24 protein-coding genes are annotated in these 22,948 nt (G+C 50.6%); 13 read left to right on the plus strand and 11 right to left on the minus strand.

What is annotated here, in order from left to right:
* Positions 1–49 precede the first annotated feature (49 nt).
* Positions 50–340 carry a hypothetical protein gene (locus ACSSVF_RS13375; RefSeq protein WP_492404070.1) on the minus strand — a complete coding sequence of 97 codons (291 nt, stop codon included), beginning with the start codon at positions 338–340 and terminating at the stop codon, positions 50–52.
* 96 nt (positions 341–436) lie between these two features.
* Complete coding sequence (locus tag ACSSVF_RS13380) at positions 437–706, minus strand: hypothetical protein (protein WP_492404071.1); 270 nt, start codon at positions 704–706, stop codon at positions 437–439.
* A 140-nt stretch (positions 707–846) separates the two neighbouring features.
* Between ACSSVF_RS13380 and ACSSVF_RS13385 the strand changes: the two genes are divergently transcribed.
* The 4 genes from ACSSVF_RS13385 to ACSSVF_RS13400 all read left to right on the plus strand — a co-directional run bounded on the left by ACSSVF_RS13385 (position 847) and on the right by ACSSVF_RS13400 (position 4,466).
* Positions 847–1,614: a LuxR C-terminal-related transcriptional regulator gene (locus ACSSVF_RS13385; protein WP_492404073.1), complete on the plus strand. Its 768-nt coding sequence runs from the start codon at positions 847–849 to the stop codon at positions 1,612–1,614.
* Positions 1,615–1,622: 8 nt separating this feature from the next.
* Positions 1,623–3,590, plus strand: coding sequence for a hybrid sensor histidine kinase/response regulator (locus tag ACSSVF_RS13390; protein ID WP_492404075.1), 1,968 nt, complete (start codon positions 1,623–1,625; stop codon positions 3,588–3,590).
* Positions 3,587–4,051 carry a response regulator gene (locus ACSSVF_RS13395; protein ID WP_379054998.1) on the plus strand — a complete coding sequence of 155 codons (465 nt, stop codon included), beginning with the start codon at positions 3,587–3,589 and terminating at the stop codon, positions 4,049–4,051. The genes ACSSVF_RS13390 and ACSSVF_RS13395 overlap by 4 nt, the downstream gene beginning before the upstream one ends.
* A gap of 76 nt (positions 4,052–4,127) precedes the next feature.
* A complete protein-coding gene (locus ACSSVF_RS13400; protein ID WP_492404077.1) occupies positions 4,128–4,466 on the plus strand; it encodes a PepSY domain-containing protein in 339 nt (112 codons plus the stop codon).
* Between the two features lie 31 nt (positions 4,467–4,497).
* Here the strand turns inward: ACSSVF_RS13400 and ACSSVF_RS13405 are convergent, their stop codons facing one another.
* The 3 genes from ACSSVF_RS13405 to ACSSVF_RS13415 are packed head-to-tail and all read right to left on the minus strand — an operon-like array spanning position 4,498 to position 6,850.
* Entirely contained in the window at positions 4,498–5,898 is a 1,401-nt protein-coding gene (locus tag ACSSVF_RS13405) for a sensor histidine kinase (RefSeq protein WP_492404078.1), read from the minus strand.
* Positions 5,895–6,575 (minus strand): response regulator transcription factor, encoded by a 681-nt coding sequence (locus ACSSVF_RS13410; protein ID WP_492404080.1) that lies wholly within the window; start codon positions 6,573–6,575, stop codon positions 5,895–5,897. The genes ACSSVF_RS13405 and ACSSVF_RS13410 overlap by 4 nt, the downstream gene beginning before the upstream one ends.
* Entirely contained in the window at positions 6,575–6,850 is a 276-nt protein-coding gene (locus ACSSVF_RS13415; protein WP_492406358.1) for a PepSY domain-containing protein, read from the minus strand. Before ACSSVF_RS13415 ends, ACSSVF_RS13410 begins: the two co-directional genes overlap by 1 nt.
* 264 nt (positions 6,851–7,114) lie before the next feature.
* Between ACSSVF_RS13415 and ribA the strand changes: the two genes are divergently transcribed.
* The 5 genes from ribA to ACSSVF_RS13440 all read left to right on the plus strand — a co-directional run bounded on the left by ribA (position 7,115) and on the right by ACSSVF_RS13440 (position 10,522).
* Entirely contained in the window at positions 7,115–7,720 is a 606-nt protein-coding gene (ribA, locus tag ACSSVF_RS13420) for a GTP cyclohydrolase II (RefSeq protein WP_484179267.1), read from the plus strand.
* A 148-nt stretch (positions 7,721–7,868) separates the two neighbouring features.
* The gene (locus ACSSVF_RS13425) at positions 7,869–9,140 is read left to right on the plus strand and encodes an O-acetylhomoserine aminocarboxypropyltransferase/cysteine synthase family protein (protein ID WP_492404082.1); all 1,272 of its coding nucleotides are present in this window, start codon (positions 7,869–7,871) and stop codon (positions 9,138–9,140) included.
* 1 nt (position 9,141) lies between these two features.
* Positions 9,142–9,591 carry a phenolic acid decarboxylase gene (locus ACSSVF_RS13430; protein WP_492404084.1) on the plus strand — a complete coding sequence of 150 codons (450 nt, stop codon included), beginning with the start codon at positions 9,142–9,144 and terminating at the stop codon, positions 9,589–9,591.
* 145 nt (positions 9,592–9,736) lie between these two features.
* Entirely contained in the window at positions 9,737–10,249 is a 513-nt protein-coding gene (gene sodC / locus ACSSVF_RS13435) for a superoxide dismutase [Cu-Zn] SodC (protein WP_492404086.1), read from the plus strand.
* A gap of 57 nt (positions 10,250–10,306) precedes the next feature.
* Positions 10,307–10,522, plus strand: coding sequence for a DUF4287 domain-containing protein (locus tag ACSSVF_RS13440; RefSeq protein ID WP_492404088.1), 216 nt, complete (start codon positions 10,307–10,309; stop codon positions 10,520–10,522).
* Positions 10,523–10,605: 83 nt separating this feature from the next.
* Here the strand turns inward: ACSSVF_RS13440 and ACSSVF_RS13445 are convergent, their stop codons facing one another.
* From ACSSVF_RS13445 to ACSSVF_RS13465, 5 genes are all read right to left on the minus strand, one after another.
* Positions 10,606–11,583, minus strand: coding sequence for a sulfate/molybdate ABC transporter ATP-binding protein (locus tag ACSSVF_RS13445; protein WP_492404090.1), 978 nt, complete (start codon positions 11,581–11,583; stop codon positions 10,606–10,608).
* Between the two features lies 1 nt (position 11,584).
* On the minus strand, positions 11,585–12,475 hold the full coding sequence (gene cysW / locus ACSSVF_RS13450) for a sulfate ABC transporter permease subunit CysW (RefSeq protein WP_492404092.1): 891 nt from the start codon (positions 12,473–12,475) through the stop codon (positions 11,585–11,587).
* A gap of 101 nt (positions 12,476–12,576) precedes the next feature.
* Positions 12,577–13,407 carry a sulfate ABC transporter permease subunit CysT gene (cysT, locus tag ACSSVF_RS13455; RefSeq protein WP_492404094.1) on the minus strand — a complete coding sequence of 277 codons (831 nt, stop codon included), beginning with the start codon at positions 13,405–13,407 and terminating at the stop codon, positions 12,577–12,579.
* 193 nt (positions 13,408–13,600) lie between these two features.
* Positions 13,601–14,470: an EAL domain-containing protein gene (locus tag ACSSVF_RS13460; RefSeq protein ID WP_492406359.1), complete on the minus strand. Its 870-nt coding sequence runs from the start codon at positions 14,468–14,470 to the stop codon at positions 13,601–13,603.
* Between the two features lie 40 nt (positions 14,471–14,510).
* Complete coding sequence (locus ACSSVF_RS13465; protein ID WP_492404096.1) at positions 14,511–15,491, minus strand: sulfate ABC transporter substrate-binding protein; 981 nt, start codon at positions 15,489–15,491, stop codon at positions 14,511–14,513.
* 404 nt (positions 15,492–15,895) lie between these two features.
* On the opposite strand from ACSSVF_RS13465, the gene epsC reads away from it, so the two are divergent.
* The 4 genes from epsC to ACSSVF_RS13485 all read left to right on the plus strand — a co-directional run bounded on the left by epsC (position 15,896) and on the right by ACSSVF_RS13485 (position 21,198).
* Entirely contained in the window at positions 15,896–16,798 is a 903-nt protein-coding gene (gene epsC / locus ACSSVF_RS13470) for a serine O-acetyltransferase EpsC (RefSeq protein ID WP_492404098.1), read from the plus strand.
* Between the two features lie 43 nt (positions 16,799–16,841).
* On the plus strand, positions 16,842–17,756 hold the full coding sequence (locus tag ACSSVF_RS13475; protein ID WP_379054968.1) for a family 2A encapsulin nanocompartment shell protein: 915 nt from the start codon (positions 16,842–16,844) through the stop codon (positions 17,754–17,756).
* Positions 17,743–19,689: a family 2A encapsulin nanocompartment cargo protein cysteine desulfurase gene (locus tag ACSSVF_RS13480; RefSeq protein ID WP_492404100.1), complete on the plus strand. Its 1,947-nt coding sequence runs from the start codon at positions 17,743–17,745 to the stop codon at positions 19,687–19,689. The genes ACSSVF_RS13475 and ACSSVF_RS13480 overlap by 14 nt, the downstream gene beginning before the upstream one ends.
* 144 nt (positions 19,690–19,833) lie before the next feature.
* A complete protein-coding gene (locus ACSSVF_RS13485; RefSeq protein WP_492404102.1) occupies positions 19,834–21,198 on the plus strand; it encodes a TAXI family TRAP transporter solute-binding subunit in 1,365 nt (454 codons plus the stop codon).
* A 22-nt stretch (positions 21,199–21,220) separates the two neighbouring features.
* Here ACSSVF_RS13485 and ACSSVF_RS13490 read toward each other — a convergent pair whose 3' ends face one another.
* Positions 21,221–22,843, minus strand: coding sequence for a putative bifunctional diguanylate cyclase/phosphodiesterase (locus ACSSVF_RS13490; protein ID WP_492404103.1), 1,623 nt, complete (start codon positions 22,841–22,843; stop codon positions 21,221–21,223).
* Positions 22,844–22,948 lie beyond the last annotated feature (105 nt).

A 22,948-nucleotide genomic window follows, 5' to 3' on the forward strand; every position in this document is an offset into this window, starting at 1 on the left:
CGCACGCATGCGGGGTGATTAGAACTTAAACACAATACTCAGTTCGCACTTAGTCTCTAGGCGTATCAGCAACGTATGGACGCTTGCCGATAAAGTTTAAGCGCAATTGCTGGTGCTTATCAAAGCCTTTGTCTGGCTTGTCAGTCACAATACCTGCGCCTTCCCATTTATCTTCAGCGCTTTGCTGTTTAGCAACCGGTGTTTTAGTGTAAGGACGCTGGCTGCTAAAGTTCTTATGATGCAAAGTACGTACATCATTATCCTGCGCTTGTGTTTCATCTGCATGAACATTCGCTAACAAGCCGAATGAAACCAATACTACCAATAATAATTTACTCATTTCATACTCCTTTATCATTTAATCTGTCACGCAGCCTTCATGCATCCTACATAAGGCCTGGCAGCATTATCTGCCAGCAACCTTACGTGACTCTGACTACAGCGGGCGCTTACCGATCGAATGCATTCTCAATAATTGCAGGTGTTTTTCTTTCTGCTCCTGACCGGCAGTCATGGAAGCACCCACCCAGCCTTGTTCAGCATCAGCCTTGTTAGCCACCACAACTGGTGCCTGGTAAGGGCGTTTGCTCAAAAACTGTTGATGATGCACTTTAGATTCCACAGCGACTTCTTCATCCTGTGCATGTACTGGCAAAACAGCCACCAGACCAAATACCATTAATACTGCAGCATATACGTTACGCATGTTGTTTCTCCTATTCATTGTTTGTTGGACATTCATTGTTGGTTTGTGTTTTATCTGATTCATCATGGTTTGCATTTTGCACCGTGCATGGCAACAAAAAATCTACCGATATAGGTAGTTCGGTATATACTTAACGGCATATGCCGAATGACAGCCCCACCCCGGAAGCCGAGAGCGCATTTGCCCTGCGTAGCGCCTTGAAACAAAGCCAGGCGCAAATGGCGCAGGACAAACTATTTGAAAAATTCGGCCAGCAATTATTCGTTTCCGGCTGGTCTACCGAGTTGTTGCAATGGTTGTTGGATGAGATTTGCCTGCAATTTGGTGCCCAGCACGGTTTGATCAGCCAGCAACACGGTGGCGCATTGAAGATACTGGCCCAGCGCGGCAAGAGCTTTCCCGTGGGCGCACGCATCCCCATGCTCGGTGTCCTGGGGCAATGGTTAAAAGAACCTATCCGCTTTGAAGTACATACGCAATATGTGCCCAGCTTATGGACATTACCAACCCCACTTGATGCGAACATCCATAGTTACCACCTGCCTATCGCCTGCCAGCAACGTGCTGTCGGCCTACTAGCACTGGTCACCGGCAACCCTTTGAGTCACAACAGCTTGCAGATTCTGTATAGCCTGTGCGGCATGCTGGGCTTTGCTTTGTATGGTCAGGCCCAGGCCACCAGTGTGATAGATGACAGTTATGCGCAGAAACTGACGCCGCGTGAGCGCGAAGTATTTGCACTATTGCCCTCTGGCGCCAGCAATGCCTTGTTAGCCGCTAAACTAGGCATCTCGCCCGGCACGGTCAAAATCCACATTGAGCGCATCCTCAGCAAACTGGATCTGAATGACCGCACGCAAGCAGCCGTCAAGGCAGTAGAAGCCGGATTCAAAAGCGATGGATTGTGATTCCTGATATGGCTTTCCGTCACCTACAAGCGTTCAGTTACTTAAACCAATTGTGGCAAGACGCGCCTTTGACCATCAAGGGCATTATATTGAACACCTTGCCATTGACCGTGTTGCTGGCTTCCCTGGCCCTGATTTTTGAAAGTGAACAACAGGCGGCTTTGCTGGAGCGACGCGTGCAGAATGCCTTGCAGATCCAGCAGGATATTCAAACCCTGCAAACACAATTGCTGGAAGCCTCTACCGGCGTGCGTGATTACCTGCTGACCGACAATAGCCAGTTCCTGTCCGGCTACGAAAGCGCGAAGCAAGCCATGCCGCAGTTGCTCAGCTCGCTGGAACTGCGGCTGGATGACCAGGCACAACAGAAACTGCTATTGGTGATACACCCGCTGGTACAAAAAAACCTGAATGACCTGGCCGCCCTGGCCAGCAATACCGAGAAAGAAGCCAACGAAGAACTGATCCGCAAATTCAGCTCGCAGGGCGCAGCGCTGAATCAGTTGCGTACACATCTGGACCAGATGAGTTTGCGCGAGTCGCGCATTGTTGACCAGGATAAAAAAGAAGTCATACATGAGCGTAAACGCAATCTGCGCATCACCTTGATGGCGGTGATTGCCGGTGTATTTGGCTCACTGATAGGCGTATGGGTGTTCACACAAACCATCGTCGCGCGCGTCAGGACCATACGAGACAGCGCCATCCACCTAGTGAAAAGTGAGCCACTGGCGCTGCCCAGCATCAGTCAGGATGAACTGGGCGAACTGACCATGGAACTTGAACATGCCTCACAATTGCTGAAAAAAAGTGCCCAGGAAGCGCATCTGGCAAGAGTGGAAGCCGAAGAAGCCAGTGCCGCCAAAAGCAATTTCCTGTCGCGCACCAGCCACGAGTTGCGCACACCGCTCAATGCGATTTTAGGCTTTGCGCAGATCCTGGAAAATGATTTACCGGATGGCCGCCAGAAAGATAGCGCCACCCTGATCCATAATGCCGGCCAGCATCTGCTCAAACTCATTAATGAGGTGCTGGATATTTCGCGCATTGAAAGCGGCGATATCGGCATGTCTATGGAAGTCATCGCGCTCAACCCATTGCTGGAAGAAGCCTACCACTATCTCAAACCGCTGGAAAAAGTACGCGATATGAGCATGGAAACCCTTTTTGAACCTGGGTTGAAAGTGCGTGCCGACCGCCAACGCCTGTTGCAAGTGATTTTGAACCTGCTGGCAAATGCGCTGAAATATGGTCCTGAAAACACCTCCGTCAAGGTCAGCGCCTATCGCCAGCATGGGCAGATCCGGGTTGAAGTGATTGACCAGGGCAAAGGCATCCCTGGGGAACTGCGTTCACGCCTGTTCACGCCATTTGACCGTCTGGGCGCAGAACGTACAGTGACCGAAGGTACCGGGCTAGGCCTGGTACTCAGTAAACAACTGATGGACGCCATGGGCGGGCAGATTGGCGTAGCTGAAGATAAAAGCATGTTCTGGTTCAGCCTGCCAGCCTGCGAGGATGCACTGCAGGCACAGGCATCGCCCGACTCCGCTACTGAGCTCAATGTGCAGGGCTCAGTCACCACTTCCTCCCGTAAACGCCATGTCCTGTATGTGGAGGATAATCCAAGTAACCAGGCATTGATGGAAGCCATCATGACCAAACATCGCCATATCAAGCTGCATATTGCCGCCAGCCTGCAAGAAAGCATGGTCTGGCTGCGCGACATGACGCCTGATATGCTGTTGCTGGATTTAAACCTGCCTGATGGCTCAGGTGAATCGCTGATTCAACATATCCAGTCCACACGGGATAACCTGCGCGATATACCACTGGTGATCCTGAGCGCTGATGCCTTGCCTGAAACTCTGCAGCGCCTGAATGCGCTCGGCATTACCCATTACTTTACCAAGCCGTTGAACGTCGCGACTTTTAACCAGTTACTGCTAAAAATATTGCCTGAACCGACACCATGAATATTGAACAATTGCGCGCCTCCAAAATCCTGATCATTGATGATGCTGAAGCCAACCTGCGGTTGCTGGAAGAGTTGCTGACCAAGGAAGGTTTTGAGCAAGTGATCAGCACCACTGACCCGACTAAAACCATGGATCTGGTCAATGCCTTCCAGCCAGATTTAATTCTGCTGGACCTGATGATGCCGGTACTGGATGGCTTTGCCGTGCTAGACCAGCTGTCGCATCATGTCGGCCCGCATGATTTCTTGCCGGTTTTGGTGTTAACCGCGGATGCGACTATCGCGACCCGCCGCAAGGCACTGGCATTGGGCGCCAAAGATTTCCTGACCAAGCCTTTTGACCACATGGAAGCCATGCTACGCGTGTGGAACCTGCTGGAAACACGCTGGCTGTTCAACCAGCTCAAAATGCATCAACCCAGCCTGCACTTGCCTGGCATGAATGCGCATACACCTTAATCACCTGCAAAATTCAGCGTGAATTAAGGCACGCAGACTATCGTGATGATTCAACCACTTTAATTTGGAGATCACGATGAACAACTTTATTCAAACATCCAGCCGTGTCCTGATGCTCAGCCTGCTTTGCGGCATGCTGGCAAGCCAGCCAGTGATGGCCGATGATGATGGCGACGACATTCAGAAAATGACAGAAACCGCAAAAGCGTTTGGCTTTATTTCGTGGGAAGAAGCACAAGCGAAAGCCCTGGCAGCCAAACCCGGTGTGGTGAAAGAGGTGGAACTGGAACGCCGAAAATTCAAATCTGGCTATGATTACGAAGTGGAAATCGTCGATGCCAATGGCGCGGAATGGGAAGTGTATATCGATGCGAAAACCGGCAAGGTCAATAGCATCAATCGCGACTGGTTTTAATTTTGAATCAGTGACTGACCTGATGCCTGCGTTATGCTGGCATCAGGCTTAATTGAATACGCAAACCACCTAGCCGCGCAGAATGGTCCAGCGCAATGTCGCCATGGTAATGCTGCACGATATCCTGCACGATCGCCAGGCCCAAACCACTGCCCGGCTTCGATTCATCCATGCGCATGCCGCGTTGCAGCAGTGTTTCCAGTGCTGGTGCGCTGCTGCCGGGCCCATCATCTTCCACGATGATGGTAATGCCATGCTGGCCCGTCATATTTGGTTGTACTTCCATATTTGGTTGTACTTCCATATTTGGTTGTACTTCTATATTTGACTGGACTTGTATATTTAACTGTACTTGGCCACGACACCATTTAAACGCGTTATCCAGCACATTGCCCAGCAGTTCCAGCATATCTTCCCTGTCTATCATCAGCTTGGTCTGTGTGTCGTGTTGCCAGGCAAAAGCCACTTGTTTTTCACTGTAGATTTTTTGCAGGGTCGCTACCAGTTTGGGCACTTCGATTTCCAGGTCGGTCTGCTGACTGGTATACACATCCCCCATCAGCCGGGCACGTTTAAGCTCACGCTCTACATCCTGGTGGATTTCTTCTGCACAGACTTTCATCGACTGCCTGAGTTGCGATATGCCTATCCTGGCTTCGCTATCGAATAACAAATTCAAATGCGCCAGCCTGGTTTTGAGTGCATGCGCGAGGTTGCCGATCGACAATCGGGAGCGCTTGGTTTTCTGGCTGGCACTTTTCAGGATGCGGTTGAACTCATTGACCAATGGCATCACCTCTGCCGGGCCATTGGCAGTGATCTGCTGTAACTCACCGCTGGCGACACGCGCCAGGTTCTCTTTGATTTCTTGCAACGGGTTTAAGCTATTCAGCACGATCCAGCGCTGCAAGGCTAATAATGCCAGCAGGCCTAACAACGACAATGCCCCATAGATACCGTGGAACACGCGCAAACTATGCTGTAAATCGACCAGGCTTTCAGCGATATAAATGGTGATATTGTGCTGCTGTTTACGGTAGCCGTGACCTAAAAACAGCAAAGGCTGGTCTTCAGGACCGGTGATATGTGACACCTGCTGTTCACCCACCGCCAGTGGCGTGACCGGCAAATTGACATCCCAGGCTGAACGCGACTGGAGTTTATGCGTTTCATCCGTCATCACTACAAAATAGCGTCCGGAAAACGGGCGTTGGTAACCAGTAGTGATCAGGCGTTGTTCTACCACTGGTTGGCCGCGGGGATTGATTGTCACTCCCGCCAGCAGGCCTTCTGCTTCCTGCTGCATGCGTTCCGTCATCTGTGACTGCACGAGGTGGTCAATAGTAAAGGTCACCACTGCCCATTGCAGCGTGAGCAGCCCGACCAGCGTGAGCGTCAGGCCCAGAGTGAGCTGCCTGCGTAGCGATTTCATGCGCGATGACTTTCAGCAGCAGGATTGCCGAATACATAGCCCTGCCCGCGCCTGGTCTGTATCTTGTCGACACCGATTTTTTGGCGCAAGCGATTCACATAGACTTCTATCACATTGCTGTCTTTGTCTGCATCATAGGCATACACATGTTCGGTCAATTCGCTTTTGGAGAGTATCCGCCCCGGATGCAGCATGAAGTAGCGCAACAGGCGGAACTCCGTCCCGGTCAATGCATAGGACTCAGCCCCGTGCCAGACTGTTTGCGTATGTTCATCCAGCCGCAAATCTTCCATGGCAAGGTCGCCACTGACCAGGCCTATGCTGCGTTTATGCACGGCGCTGATACGCGCCAACAACTCCTCGATATGAAAAGGTTTGGTGACATAATCATCGGCACCCAGGTTAAAGGCTTCTACTTTTTCCTGCCAGCTACTACGGGCAGTCAACACTATCACAGGCATGCTGAGCCCTTCGGCACGCCAGGCTTGCAGTATTTGCAGGCCGTTCAGCCCCGGCAAGCCAAGGTCCAGGATAGCTACATCATACGGTTCCAGGCTGCCCTGCACTCTGGCTTCGTCACCTTGCTGAAACCAGTCACTGGCATACCCGGCGGCTTTAAGTGCCTGTTGCACATTGGCGCCCAGCAAAGCATCATCTTCTGCCAGCAGCAAGCGCATCAGTCATCCAGTTCCATCTTGAGCAGCTGGCCGGTTTTGGCATCCAGCTTCAGCTCCCATACCTGGCTACGTGTATCCAGGATTTCCACTTCATACACATAGCGCCCATGTTTTTTTTCTAGCTCCACTTCCAGGATCTCACCTGCTTTGTAAGACTTGGCCAGTTTAGATATTTTCTCCAGACTTAAAATCTGGCCTTTGGCAGAAAGCTGCCCGGCACTGGCCGGGCTCTCCCCTGAGCCAGCCTGTGGCATCAACCAGCCTGCGACAGCCATACTCAACACCACAAAACCCGCCATCATTACCGTGCGGGAGAGGGTCAAAAACTTACGCATATCACTCCTTGAGCTATGATAGTCAGCATGCATACTGGTTAAAAGTGTAACAGCAATAAGATTAAATCAAGCTGAATAGTCATGTACGCCCCGCCATTTTATCTTTTTCGCAGTCGCGTTTTTAAAGCAAAAAATACATACGAACATGCATGTAAACGTTACAATAACGCATTGAAGATTGAAACGATTCCACCAGTTAAAAACATGCAATTCCTTACCCATAGTTCCAGCGCCAGGCTGCCTACGCAGTATGGTGATTTTGATCTGCACGTGTTCCAGGACAACCGTACCAATGTTGAACATATTGCACTGACCTGCGGCGACATCACGCGTTCACAGAATCCGCTGGTACGTGTGCATTCCGAGTGCCTGACCGGGGATGTGTTCTCCTCTACCCGCTGCGATTGTGGTGAGCAATTGCACCATGCCCAACGACTGATCCAGGAACATGGCCACGGGCTGGTGTTATACCTGAAAAACCACGAAGGCCGCGGTATAGGCCTGAGCAATAAAATGCGCGCCTATGCTTTGCAGGACCAGGGGCTGGATACAGTAGAAGCCAATGAAGCACTTGGGCTGCCGGTGGATAGCCGCAGCTATGAAGCGGCTTCTGAAATGCTGGCTTTTTTTGAGATTAATTCTGTACGCCTGCTGACCAACAACCTGGGTAAAAAGTCTGCGCTGGAAGCCCTGGGAGTCACTGTGCATCAGCAAGTGCCACTGCTGACAGAACCAACTGCTGAAAACCTGAAATACCTGCAAACCAAATCCATCAAGCTCGGCCATATTATCCCTGACCTGATGGGATAACACGCGGCAAGCGCATGGCCGCGCTTGATTTATCCGCTGCACACCTCTTCTATCGCAGTTATAAGCATTCAATTAAATGTTATAAACGCGATCAAATGCCAGGTTTATACTCCTTTCTTGTCACCTGCAAACACAAGGAGCAAGCGAAATGAAACCTGAAACCATCTCCATCCATGGTGGCTACTCGCCAGAAGCCACCACCAAAGCCGTGGCAGTGCCCATTTACCAGACCACTTCTTACGCATTTGATAGTACGCAGCACGGCGCCGACCTGTTTGACCTCAAGGTACAGGGCAATATTTATACACGCATCATGAACCCGACCACTGCGGTGCTCGAAGAACGTATTACCCAACTTGAAGGCGGCATAGGCGGCCTGGCAGTAGCTTCAGGCATGGCCGCCATCACCTATGCTATCCAGACCATTGCCGAAGCGGGCGACAACATTGTCTCGGTATCCACCCTGTATGGCGGCACTTATAACCTGTTTGCACACACCTTGCCCAAACAAGGCATTGAGGTACGGTTTTTTGATTACCGCGACCCGGCCTCGCTGAAGAAACTGATCGATAGCCGCACCAAACTGGTGTTCGCCGAAACCATAGGCAACCCGCTGGGCAATGTCGTGGATCTGGCAGCGATCAGCGAAGCCGCGCACAAGCATGGCGTGCCTGTGATTGTCGACAATACTGTGGCTACGCCTATCCTGGTAAAGCCGTTTGAGCATGGTGTAGATATCGTCGTCCATTCACTCACCAAATATATAGGCGGGCATGGCACCTCCATAGGCGGCATCATTGTGGATAGCGGAAAATTCCCGTGGGCAGACCATGCCGAGCGCTTTCCTAGCCTGAATACACCTGACCCCAGCTACCATGGTGTCAATTACGTAGAAGCCCTGGGGCCGGCCGCTTTCATCGCCCGTGCGCGTGTCGTGCCTTTACGCAATACCGGCTCGGCCATCAGCCCGTTTAATAGTTTCCTTATCCTGCAAGGGCTGGAGACATTATCGTTACGTATGGAGCGGCACAGCAGCAATGCACTGGCGATTGCGCATTACCTGAAGCAGCACCCGAAAGTGAAATGGGTCAACTATGCAGGCCTGGAAGACCACAGCGATTACCCGCTGGTGAAGAAATACCTGAATGGGCTGGCGTCCGGCATCCTGTCTTTTGGTGTGCAAGGCGGTAAAGAAGGTGGCACCAAGTTTATTGATGCGTTGCAATTATTCACCCGCCTGGTCAATATCGGTGATGCCAAAAGCCTGGCCTGCCATCCGGCGACCACCACGCACCGGCAACTGAATGAGGAAGAACTGGCAAAAGCAGGTGTTAGCGAAGACCTGGTCAGGCTTTCGGCTGGCCTTGAGCATATTGATGACCTGATTGCAGATTTGGAACAAGCGTTGGCACAAGTTTGAATTGTTTAAAATCGATAACGCTTTTGACGAAAACTCAAATTCGACATACCGTATCAGCCTCACTCCATTTAGGAAAAAACAATTGAAGTCTGTGCGCTTATTCATCCTGAGCTTTTTCATCTCCACTTTTGCCGGTGCTGTGGTTGCACAAGAAGCATACCTCGGCCAATTTCTTTTTAAATATGACGGCGGCAGTGTGTATCGCGTGACGGTGAAAAATGCCAAGTCCATGTCATGGGAATGCATAGAAGGCCCGGAAAAAGGTGCGAACGGTGCAGAAAAACCTGAACGGTTTAAAGTGGCAGATAAGATTTACTTTGTCAGCTGGGTGGAGAAGACCGGAATCTATGTCTCTCAGGTGATTAATTTAAACAGCCTGAAAGTTTACTCAACGATTATTGATGGCAAAGAGCGCTATGTTGTTGCTGGCGATATCATTCGTGAGAAATAACTGAAAAGTGAGAAGCAAGAACTTTTCATCTCGACCTGTCATCAGAATGTCTGACAGACCTTCATTGTTTAACCGCATCTTCATAGTTATTGAAAAAATTGGCGCAAACATTTCCTAAAATAAGTCTTTTCCTTAAGGAGAAAATATGAAAAAGATCATCGCACTCACGCTGGCATTTGCCTCAAGCGCGGCATTGGCAGATATCGTTGTGCCATTAAATATAGTGGATGAAAAAGGGCCAGGAGCCAACGCGGGGAAAGTCACTATCTCTGAAACTAAATATGGCCTGGTGTTTACGCCTGAGCTGCAAGGCCTGCCTGCCGGGACGCACGGGTTTCATATACACCAGAACCCAAGCTGTGAGCCTAAAGAGAAAGATGGCAAAGTCGCGGCCGCAGGTGCTGCCGGTGGTCACTACGACCCTGACAACAGTAACAAGCACGATGCACCGTGGGGCGATGGCCACCTTGGGGATCTGCCAGCGCTTTATGTGAACGCCAATGGCACTGCAAATCAACCTGTGTTGGCGCCACGCCTGAAATTGAGTGATGTCAGCGGCCGTGCGCTGATGGTACATGTCGGCGGTGACAATCATTCTGACCATCCTGCCACTTTGGGCGGCGGTGGCGCACGGTTTGCCTGTGGCGTGATTAAGTAAAGCCTGTTCAGCAGAAGCGATTTCATCGCATGACTCACACCAAAACCAAGGCATAGCATGTCAGACACAGATAAGATTAAAGGCCCTGCTTCCTACTTTCCATCGATAGAACAAAAGTATGGCCAACCGGTGGAGCACTGGTTCGATATTTTGCGCCATGCCGGCAACCTCAAACATATGGAACTGGTGGCCCTGCTCAAATCATCACATGGCTTAGGGCACGGCCATGCCAATGCGCTGGTTGCGCACCACCTGTCAAAAGCCAAGGTCTAGGCTACAGATTGAGGTTTTAACTTTGTGCTAAACAAAAAAGGCGTCACGGTGACCGTGACGCCTTTTTATTATCGTATAGCCGATTAAAACACGCGTAATTGCGTAGGTTTCAGGTACACCGTCTCGCCCTGTTTGAAATTCAGCTGATTGAATACATCACGGCCCAATTCCACATCGACATATTGTTCATTATCAGTCCGCTTGATCTCCAGGCGCACTAATGAACCGACCGAATGCACATAAGTTAAGGCACCGGCGATGCTGTTCAAAGCAGGCTCACGGCTGACGGCGATCTCGTAAGGCCGCACAAAGCCTTTGCCTTGTGGCGTATCAAATGCGTTCACATTCCCGAGGAACTCATACACAAATGGTGTGACCGGATTGTCGTACACCGCTTGCGGTGAACCCACTTGCTCTACTTGCCCGTGGTTCATCACAACAATGGTGTCAGCCACTTCCAGGGCCTCTTCCTGGTCGTGCGTCACAAACACGCTGGTGACATGTAACTCATCGTGCAGGCGACGTAACCAGCGGCGCAGGTCTTTACGCACTTTGGCATCCAGCGCGCCAAACGGCTCATCCAGTAACAATACTTTTGGCTCAACCGCCAATGCACGTGCTAGGGCGATACGCTGGCGCTGGCCACCGGACAGTTGTGGTGGGTAGCGGTCTGCCAGCCAGTCCAGTTGCACCAGCTTCAGCAAATCATGTACGCGTTTTTTGATTTCGGCGTTGGAAGGACGTGTTTCCTTAGGGCGCACACGCAGGCCAAAAGCGACGTTCTCAAATACCGTCATGTGCCTGAACAGCGCGTAGTGCTGGAACACAAAGCCGACCTGGCGTTCACGTACATCAGCATGCGTAGTATCTACGCCATCAAACAGCACTTGGCCACTATCTGGCGTTTCCAGACCGGCAATGATGCGCAGCAGCGTGGTTTTACCGCAACCTGATGGTCCTAGCAATGCGACCAGCTCACCGCTCGGCACTTCGAGGTGTATATCACGCAGTGCGCTAAAGCTACCAAAACCCTTGCTAATTTGTTGTATGGTGATGCCCATATTAAACCGTCACTTCCTTTTCCTGAGTAGCTGCATCATGTGATGCCCGCCATTCGACATAGGTTTTCAAAACCAGCGTTACCAGTGCCAGCAAAGTCAGCAGTGAAGCCACTGCAAACGCTGCTGCATAGTTATATTCGTTATACAAGATTTCGACATGCAAGGGCATGGTGTTGGTCATGCCACGGATATGGCCGGACACCACCGATACCGCGCCGAACTCTCCCATGGCCCTGGCATTGGTGAGTATCACGCCGTAGATCAGCCCCCACTTCACGTTCGGCAACGTCACATGCCAGAGGATCTTCCAGCCTGAAGCCCCCAGCACCAGTGCCGCCTCTTCCTCTTCCTTACCTTGCGCTTCCATTAAAGGGATCAGCTCACGGGCCACAAACGGGAAGGTAATAAAAATAGTCGCCAGGATAATGCCTGGTACGGCAAAGATCACTTTGTAATCATGATCGATCAGCCATTCGCCAAACCAGCCTTGCAGGCCGAAGATCAGCACAAAGATCAAACCGGCAATCACTGGGGACACGGCAAATGGTAAATCGATCAGCGTGATCAGGAAACTTTTACCGGGAAAATCAAACTTGGTGATCGCCCAGGCAGCCGCCACACCAAACACCAGGTTTAAAGGCACCGCTACTAAAGAGGCGATCAGTGTCAATTTCATGGCGGATAAAGCATCTGCATCGGTGATCGCTGCCAGGTAAACACCCCAGCCTTTACGCAACGCTTCTGAAAAAACGGCTGCCAGTGGAATCAGCAGGAATAAGCTCAGGAACACTAATGCCGTGAGAATCAGTGCCCAGCGTACCCAGGCAGGTTCTGAAGTGGCACGTTTATAAGCCACTTTGCCCTGGTATTGTTCAAATTGTGTTTTATGCATAGTTTTTATCGTTTAATTAAAACATTCAAGCCGCAGGATCGAGGGCTAGCCAGATGGCAGAAACCGGGAGTGACTGTGTTGTCATCGTTTGCGCAGTCAACCTATTTACCGCCGTGGCGATGGCTGCTCCACCATTGCAATAGATTAATTAATAGTAGCAAGGCGAATGAAATCACCAGCATGACCACCGCAATCGCAGTGGCGCCAGCGTAATCATATTGCTCCAGCTTGGTGATAATCATCAATGGCGTGATTTCTGAAATCATCGGCATGTTACCGGCGATAAAAATCACAGAACCATACTCACCCACCGCACGGGCAAAAGCTAATGAGAACCCGGTGAGTAGCGCCGGCCAGATGGCAGGTAGAATGACTTTAAAAAATGTTTGCCAGCGATTGGCGCCCAGGCTGGCGGCAGCTTCTTCCAGTTCGGTACTGAAATCTTCGAGTACGGGCTGCACGGTACGCACCACAAAAGGCAAGCCGATAAAGGTTAAGGCAACCACGACACCCAAGGGCGTGAAAGCGACTTTAATGCCGTGCGGTTCCAGCCATTGGCCTAGCCAGCCATTAGGGGCATAAATCGCCGTCAGGGAGATACCTGCCACCGCTGTGGGCAAGGCAAACGGTAAGTCGACCAGTGCGTCCAGGATTTTTTTGCCGTAAAACTGGTAGCGCACCAGTACCCAGGCCGTGAGTAAGCCAAATACCAGATTGATTAAAGCTGCAAACAGCGATGCACCAAAGGTCAAACGGTAAGTAGCCAGTACCCGCGGTGTGGTCACCACTGCCCAGAACTCGCTAAAGCTCAATTCAGCGGTGCGCAGGAAAACGGCTGCCAGTGGGATTAATACGATCAGGCTTAAATAAACCAGTGTGTAGCCTAGTGAAAGGCCAAAGCCGGGCAATAAATGTTTTTTTCTAGTTGTCATATTGACTCGTGACCGGTTTGAACAGGGGCTAATGTAGCCGGATTCTTATTATTCACAAAAGAATGATTAATCATTAATTTATAATTGACTGTTATATCAACACTGCCGGATGACTATGTACTGCTTTTAAAGTCATTCCAGCAGTGCAGTATTATAGTATTTAACGCATTTTTATGATCAAGCAAACCAGTATTTAAGCCACTTTCGGGGCACGATGCTGGAATTGGTCATTCAATACCTTGGCAACCACTGGCTCAGCCAGAAAATTACCTTGCAGTATCGTCGCTCCGGAAGCAATGGCGATATCCAGTTGTTGTTGCGTTTCCACTCCAACAATCACTGGCGTGCTGCCCAGGTCCTGCACGGCATGCACCAGCCCGCCCAGCGCTTTGGCCAGTGAAGGCTGTTGCGCTGCCTGGTGGATGACAGAGATATCAAACTTGATAAAGTCATGCTGCACACCCCACAAGCGATAAAGTTTGCTTTGGTGATTGCCGACATGGTCAAACGCAATTCTGTAGCCTAATGAGCGGTAGTTCTCAATCGCTGCGATCAGGTGTTTGTCCTGATCGATCAGGGATTCATTGATTTCCAGCACGACTCTATCAGTTGGCACCGAGTACTGATGCAATATCTGTTCAAACACCTTACCGTGCGCGCTGACTTCCAGCAACAATTTAGGATGCACATTCAGGAACAGCAAGCCGTTTTCCTGGTGGATGGCGCGGAAGTTGAGCACATGCTGCGAGCGGCATACGCGGTCAAACTGCACCAGCTTGCCGGATTGTTCGGCATAGGTGAATGCGAACTCCGGCGTGCTGCCCAGCGTGCCAAACAAGGAAGGACGGATCAAGGCTTCGTAGCCGTAGATATCTCCCTGCTTAGCATCGTAGATAGGCTGAAAAGCCGTTTTCAGGTGTACGCCGATAAAGGTACTTTCATACTCACCGGTATTGGCTTCAATCAGCCCTAACTCTTCCAGATCCAGCGCCAGCACTTGCTTTAACTCGGCGCGTAACTGCACTACATGTTCTGGTTCCTGATGTTGTTGTCGCTGGGTCATCATCCCCTCCTTATACTATGCTGCGTTATTGCTTGTGCGTTTATTTCTGGTAAATTTGGTCAAAAATACCGCCATCACTGAAGTGGGTGTTTTCAGCCTCAGTCCAGCTACCGAATGCTTCTTTTACCGTAAAGGTATGAATCTTTTTAAAGGCTGGCTGCGCGGCTTCACTCACTTGCGGACGCAAATAATGCTTGGCGGCGATGGCCTGGCCTTGAGGTGAGAAATGGTATTCGAGGTAAGCTTGTGCCTGCTTGCGCGTGCCTTTTTTATCGACTACTTTATCGACGACAGACACCGGGTTTTCAGCCAGCACAGTCACTGAAGGATAAACCACTTCATATTTATCTTCGCCCAGCTCTTTTTGCAGTAGATACACTTCATTCTCAAACGTCACCAGCACGTCACCGATTTCACGTTGTGCGAATGTGGTCGTTGCACCACGGCCACCAGTATCCAGTACTGGCACATGCTTGAATAACTCCGTCACGAATTGACGTGCCTTGGCGGCGTCGCCCCCTTTTTGTGTGACATAGCCCCAGGCAGCCAGATAACTATATTTACCGTTACCGGATGTTTTTGGGTTAGGGATCACAGAAGACACACCCGGACGGATCAAATCATCCCAGTCTTTGACATGCTTGGGATTGCCCTTGCGCACCAGGAAAACAGTAGGCGAAGCGCTAGGGACACTATTGTTGGGCAGGCGTGTTTGCCAGTTTGCCGGGATCAATTTACTTTTTTGCGCCAGGATATCGATATCCGCACTGCGGTTCATCGTAATCACATCGGCTGGCAAGCCATCTACGACTGAACGTGCCTGTTTGGTAGAACCGCCATGTGATTGATTGATCGTCAGGGTCTCACCGGTTTTTTCTTTCCAGTATTGTATAAACGCCGGGTTGAAATCTTTGTAAAACTCACGCGTCACATCATATGAAGCATTCAACAACTCTGCGGCTTGCAGTGACACACTGCTAAACAATACGGCCAGAACGGCACTGCGTAACAAAGATGACATACCCTACTCCTGAGATGAATTGGTCTGCACTATACAGACCTATTTATATTTTTAAAAAGAATAAAAAATAATATATTTATAACGTAAAAATATATTAAAAAAGCTTGGTTATTTTACTTCTATTTTATTGCAAACTGCCACGCAGAAGAGTAGCTTTATAGCCTCAATGGATTTACATCAATGTCTTATAAAGAGGCTTTTGAATATTTCTTTACTAATAACCAAATGGAATAAGCAAATAATTAATAATTATTTGACTTAAACCCTGTTCAATTACTGAAGTTTATTTTATAGTGAGCGCACAATCAGCTGTCTAGACCACTGGAAGCCAGTTTGCACTCATGATGCAACTGGTTTTTTGTTTTTGAACAGCCACCAAAGCATACTGACAGGACGAATTGACGATGCAAGAAATCGCGATCGAACACATCGTGCAACAACTGGCCAACATCAGGGAAAGCGCATTGCAACAACGGCAGCGACTATCGCAACCACCCAAGCTGCCTTCACGCAAGGCATTGGGACAGTGCGTGGAATGGCTGGCTGCAGCGCTGTTCCCTAACCGTCTGGGTGACCCGGATATTCAGGCGAATGCCATTAATTTTTACGTGGGCACCACGCTGGATAAGGCCTTGCGTGAACTGCAACACCAGATCCGCCTGGAACTGGCGTTTAAAGCCCCCGGTGAACCCACCAACCAGTTTCGCGCTCAGGCGCATACGCTCACCGGCCAGTTTTCTGAGCAATTACCGCGTATCCGTTTGCAACTGGATACTGACCTGGAAGCCGCTTATCAGGGCGACCCGGCCGCAGACAGTGTGGATGAAATCCTGGTCAGCTATCCAGGCATACTGGCATTGATTCATTACCGTATTGCCCATGTGTTACATGGCTTGGGATTGACCATCATTGCGCGTTTGATTACTGAGATCGCCCACTCGCAGACCGGGATCGATATCCACCCTGGCGCGCGTATCGGCGACCACTTTTTTATTGATCATGGCACCGGTGTCGTGATCGGGGAAACAGCCATTATCGGCAACCATGTACGCCTGTATCAGGCGGTCACATTGGGTGCAAAAAACTTCCCTAAAGATGCCAACGGCCATCTGGTGAAGAAATTCGAACGCCATCCCATACTTGAGGATTACGTAGTCGCCTATGCCGGTGCGACGATCTTGGGTCGTGTCACCATAGGCAAGCATTCAGTCATTGGCGGTAACGTGTGGGTGACCCGCAACGTGCCCGCCAATAGCCACGTCACACAAGCGCATTCGGATGCCAAGCCCATTCCGGCCGCTGCTTGATTTTTTTGTAGTATTTTAAAGCCATACCAAATAAGGAGAATACATGTCACAACAGCCATCACAAAGTGCATTAGGCGATGTCGCCGCACGGACGCTTGCCAATGCCACCAAATCGGTACCTATGCTCAGTACCATCAGCCCACGCTGGCTGGTGCACTTATTGAACTGGGTACCGGTAGAGGCAGGTATTTACCGCGTTAACAAGGCAAAAGACCCAGCTGCGATTACGGTTGATTGTTCAAGCAAGGACGAAAAAGACCTGCCAGCGACCTTTGTTGATTACGAAGAGTGGGGCCGTGAATATGTATTGAATGCAGTCAACACGGTAGTGGATGTGCATACCCGTGTATCTGACCTGTACAGCAGCCCGCATAACCAGATCAAAGAACAGTTACGCCTGACCATTGAAGTAGTGAAAGAGCGCCAGGAAAGCGAACTGATCAATAACAAAGAATACGGTTTACTGAACAATGTGGCTAAATCACAGATCGTGAAAACTCGTAATGGCCAGCCTACACCGGATGACCTGGATGAGTTGCTGAGCAAAGTATGGAAAGAACCAGCGTTTTTCCTGGCGCACCCGAAAGCGATTGCCGCATTTGGCCGTGAGTGTACCCGTCGTGGCGTGCCGCCGCCAACAGTGTCATTGTTTGGTTCACAGTTCATCACCTGGCGCGGCATCCCGCTGATTCCTAGTGACAAACTGCCTATCGTCAATGGCAAATCAAAAATCCTGCTGTTACGCGTGGGCGAAAGCAAACAAGGCGTGATTGGCCTGTATCAACCGAACTTGCCTGGTCAACAAAGCATGGGCCTGTCTGTGCGCTTCATGGGCATTAACCACAAAGCAATTGCTTCTTATCTGGTTTCACTCTATTGCTCACTGGCAGTATTGACTGAAGATGCGATTGCCGTACTGGAAGATGTCGGAGTTGACCACTACTATGACTACAAGTAATCCAAACACACATCAGGCACTAGATTTGGCTGGGTTTGAGCCGGAGGCCATTTTGGCCTCACTGCCGGGCGAGCATCCAAAGATGGCGGCTGCACTGGGTGTAGGCCGTGAGTTGGAACAGACCGGGTCACTCGATATAGACACGCTGAATCAGCTGGTCAATGAGTTGTATGCGGAAGGGTTTCCCGCGACGGCGCCATTTGCAGCGGCACAGTTTGCGCAGACATTGGTCTCACCAAACCAGGCGCAAGCAAAAGTGCCAGCGACTGATTCACTGACAACGCAAGTGGGTAATGTCACCGGTGGCAACGCCAGGGATATTACTTCGCCCAGCTATGCGCAATCGTCTATACAGCCAGTCACGCTGGAATCACAGGCACAGCAATTAACCTATGCGCCAGGGGTTGAGACACTTGCAAGTGATCCTAATCATCAGGATGCGCTGCATACTGACCCTGACTACCTGATTCCTGGGCAATTTGCCAGTTTAGGCATTGAGATTCCATATCAACAGGAATTAAACCGTTGGCTTGGGTATTCGAATCCGTCGACTCCAACGACTCAAAACCAGGTACCTAGTCATGGGTCTCCTGGCATCGGATCACTAGGCAATGTACCGCCTGCCAAGGGTTCTTCGTCAAGCGGGCAGTCGTTTTACTTCCTGCAAGCTGAGCAACCTGCCCTGCACAATAGCCTGCCTGCTTCCGCACATCCGGCATTTGATGTGTTGAGCGTTCGCCGGGATTTTCCTATCCTGAACGAAAAAGTGAACGGCAGGCCATTGGTCTGGTTTGATAACGCGGCCACCACGCAGAAACCACAAGTGGTGATTGATAGGGTTAGCTATTTCTACGAGCATGAAAACTCCAACATTCACCGTGCTGCGCATGAACTGGCAGCGCGTGCGACTGATGCTTATGAAGATGCGCGCGAAACCGTGCGCCGCTTTATCAATGCACCTTCGGTGAATCAGGTCATTTTTGTGCGCGGCACCACTGAAGGCATCAACCTGGTCGCTAAAACCTGGGGTAAAAAGCACCTCAGCGCTGGTGATGAGATTGTGGTCTCCAACCTGGAACATCACGCCAATATCGTGCCCTGGCAACAACTGTGTCAGGAAACCGGTGCGGTGCTGAAGGTCATTCCTGTGGATGACAGTGGCCAGATCTTGCTGGAAGAGTATCAGAGACTGCTGACACCAAGAACCAAGCTGGTATCCTTCACGCAAGTGTCTAATGCGCTGGGCACCGTCACGCCTGCGCAGGAAATGATTGCCATGGCGCATAGAGCGGGTGCCAAAGTCTTGCTGGACGGCGCGCAATCTATCTCGCACATGCGTATCGATATCCAGACGCTGGATGCAGATTTCTTTGTATTCTCCGGTCACAAGATATTTGGCCCGACTGGCATAGGCGTGGTGTATGGCAAAGCAGATGTCTTGCAAGACATGCCTGCCTGGCAAGGTGGTGGCAACATGATCCAGGACGTGACGTTTGAAAAAACCGTCTATCATGCAGCCCCTGCCAAATTTGAGGCAGGTACCGGCAATATCGCAGATGCGGTGGGCTTAGGTGCAGCACTCAAATATGTCGAGCGCATTGGCATCGAAAACATTGCCAGCTACGAGCATGCTTTGTTGGAATATGCCACGGCAGCCATGCGTGATATTCCGCACCTGCGCCTGATAGGCACTGCCAAAAACAAAGCCAGCGTGCTGTCTTTCGCGCTCAAAGGCTACCAGAGTGAAGAAGTAGGTGCTGCACTGAACGAGGAAGGCATCGCCGTGCGTTCCGGACATCATTGTGCACAACCTATCTTGCGTCGTTTTGGGGTAGAAACCACGGTGCGACCTTCAGTGGCGTTTTATAACACCTATGAAGAAATCGATCGTATGATTGTGATTCTGCAACGTCTTTCATCGCGTAAGCCTTGATATAAATGCAGCAAGGATGAATGCAGCCAGGCAACTGGCTGCATTTTTTCTTTCCAGCTACCGCCCTCTTCTGTTGTGACATTCTGTCCAACCCTCTGTAAAATCATTTTCATCCAGACAACCTATTGATTCATCTGCTTTGAGATGAACCGCCCCCTACAGATGAAATTTGACCCGCGCAATAATAAATTTACCGCCATTTTCACTGGTGAGATTCTGGGCGCCATGCTGCCCTCTATCCTGCTGATCTGCCTGGCCCTGTTTGTCGCCTATAAGTTTATTGACCCTGCCCCGCCCCGCAAAATTGTGATCGCCACCGGCAATAACGATATCAATTACAAGGCGTTTGCCTCTATCTATGGCGTGTTCCTGCAGCAAGAAGGCATCACCCTGGAAACCCGCACCACTGCCGGTGATAAAGAAAACCTGCGCTTGCTCAAAGACCCCGACTCTGACGTAGACATCGCTTTCATCCAGGATGGCGAAGCCCATGCAGAAGGCGCGGGTACATTGCTATCCCTGGGCAGTCTTTACTACCAGCCGGTATGGATTTTCTGTCGCTGCAAGCTGGAAACCACGCATCTCTCAGCGTTAAAAGGCAAAAAAATTGCTGTTGGCTATAGTGGCAATGGCACCAACACACTGGTGAGTACACTGCTGGCTGAAAGCGGGGTCACCAACGAAAACAGCCACCTGGTGGAGACAGGTGGCGAAGAAGCAGCGGAAGCGTTGCGCAACGGCAAGCTGGATGCAGCGTTTTTTGTCGATGTGCCGACTTCCTATGTGATCCGCAGTATGGTCGAAGATAAACGGCTTAGCATGTTGAGTATGGATACCGCAGAGGCGTTCTCCCGCAAGTTCTCGTTCCTGCATCATCTGGTATTGCCCGAAGGCGCCATGGATCTGGTGCATAACATTCCCGCCCATGATGTACATATGGTGGCACCAACGGCCACCCTGGTGGTGAAGGAAAACATGCATCCGGCACTGGTTTACCTGATGATGAAGGTGATTGCGCAAGTGCATGGCAGCCCTGGCATGTTTAATACCAAAGATGAGTTTCCTTCTGCCAAAGATACTGACTTCCCCTTGAGCACCCAGGCGCTGAACTTCTATAAATCCGGCCTGCCGTTTATCGACAAATACCTGCCGTTCTGGGCTGCCACGTTCGTGAACCGGACCCTGATTGTGATTCTGCCGTTACTGGCATTATTGATTCCTCTGACCAAAATCATCCCGATGATTTATGTCTGGCTGGTCAAACGAAAGTTATTCCGCTATTACGGCGAATTGCGTTATCTGGATACGCAACTGAGGGAAATTAAAACCGCCGAGGATCAGCGCCTGTTTGTAGAAAAGCTCAATGAAATTGAATCCAAGGTGATCAATGTGCAGCTGCCAGTGCCTTTCTCGCAATATGCCTACGAATTACGTGCGCATATCGAGCTGGTCAGGTCAAAACTGCAGCATGAAAAATACAAGGCGGCTACAGAATCAGCCTCAGGCTAGCTTTATTTGCTGAGAGCGCATACTAACCCCGCGCTTGCACCCATTGCTGCAACGCTCGCTCAGTCATGGGTTTGGCATATAAAAAGCCCTGCACAAAATCACAGCCCAGCCCCTTGAGGTAATTGGCCTGCGCTTCTGTTTCCACCCCTTCTGCCACAATCTGGTAATGCAGGTTTTTGCCCAACACGACAATCGCGCTGGTCACCGCTTCTGAGCGCTCTTTACCCGGCACATCGTTGACAAAAGAACGATCTACTTTCAGGTAGTCTCCGGGAATATCCCGCAAATAAGCCAGGCAGGAGTATCCGGTGCCAAAATCGTCAATCGCCAGTTTCACGCCTATGTGTTTCAGGGCCTGGAGATTTTCCATACTCTTGCAATCAGAATGTACAAACGCGCTCTCGGTGAGCTCTATCACCAACCGCTCTGGGGCCAGGCCTGTTTCCCGCAGCACCTGTGCCACATATTCAGTGAACCCTTCTGACTGGAGTTGCAGGGGTGAAACGTTCACGGATACTTTGGCATTCGCCAGCTCGTGATTTCTCCAGTGAGCAACTTGCTGGCAAGCAGCTTTAAGCACCCATGCGCCCATAGGCACGATCAACCCGGTCAACTCTGCCACGCCAATAAACCTGTTTGGCGGAATGACGCCCTGTTGCGGATGCTGCCAGCGGATCAGTGCTTCAACGCCCACCATCTTGCCGCTCTGGAAATCAATTTGCGGTTGATAGACCAGATAGAATTCCTCATGTGCAATCGCGGCCTCCAGCTCACTGGCAAATGCCAGGTCTTCTGGCGGCAATACTTGCTCGTGGACTACTCCCTTACGGTAATAAGTTGTGGTCATGATGCTGACAATGGCCATCAGCGCAACCGTAATAATAATGGGCGTGACGCGCGGGTCATGCTTGAAGTAGACACCGACACCGCCAAGCACAATTGAACAGAGAAATAAAATACAGACTATCCAGCGCAGATGCTTGCCCGAATCATCCAGCAATAACAGATAACTCATGGAGGTTTGCGAGATCTGTTTGGCCAACAACGCTGCAGCGCACAGCAGCCCGCCAAGGCTGGCTAACGGTGAGAGTTGCCCATAAGCATCAGGAATGCCATATAAAGAGGCCAGCAAGCCATTGACCGGCATCAGTATCACGATGCAAAGCAATGCCTGGCTGCACTTGCTCCACTGAATATGGCACAACACAGATGCAAACATGACTAAAGCAGCCATGATTAAATCTGTGGTCAATTGATCAAGGCTAGTGGCATCATGATAAGCGCTGGCAAGATCAAAATCGATGTGCCTGTGGCTGCTGACCACCAGGAATATTTCAGCCAGAAACAACAGCATGACTGAAGCAGACATGATTTTGGTCAAGCGGTCCTTGCGCCATGTTTCGAGCAGGGTGCGCAAACTGACCGTAATAAAAATCAGGTAGCCCAGGCTCAGGGCAATGCACAAACCGTACTCGTTGGGAAAGGTAATAAAAGGAAACGTCAGGAACACGGTGACAATACTGGCAATCGCCAGCCATGGTGCCTGCTTCTGAACACTACGCAAAAAGCGGTGGCGCATATACTGCCGTTGCGTGCCACATTCTTGAACATTCACAGCTAACCAGTCGATACTGGAAACTGACATATGATGCCCCCTGTCCCTGACGATTTTTATCACCGGCATGGCCAGTGGTTTTTTTATACTATAGGGGGTGCGGCAACCGGATTATCGAGGAAGCAACACTGGATT

It is taken from the genome of Methylophilus sp. E2MeOHC9 (assembly GCF_058744375.1).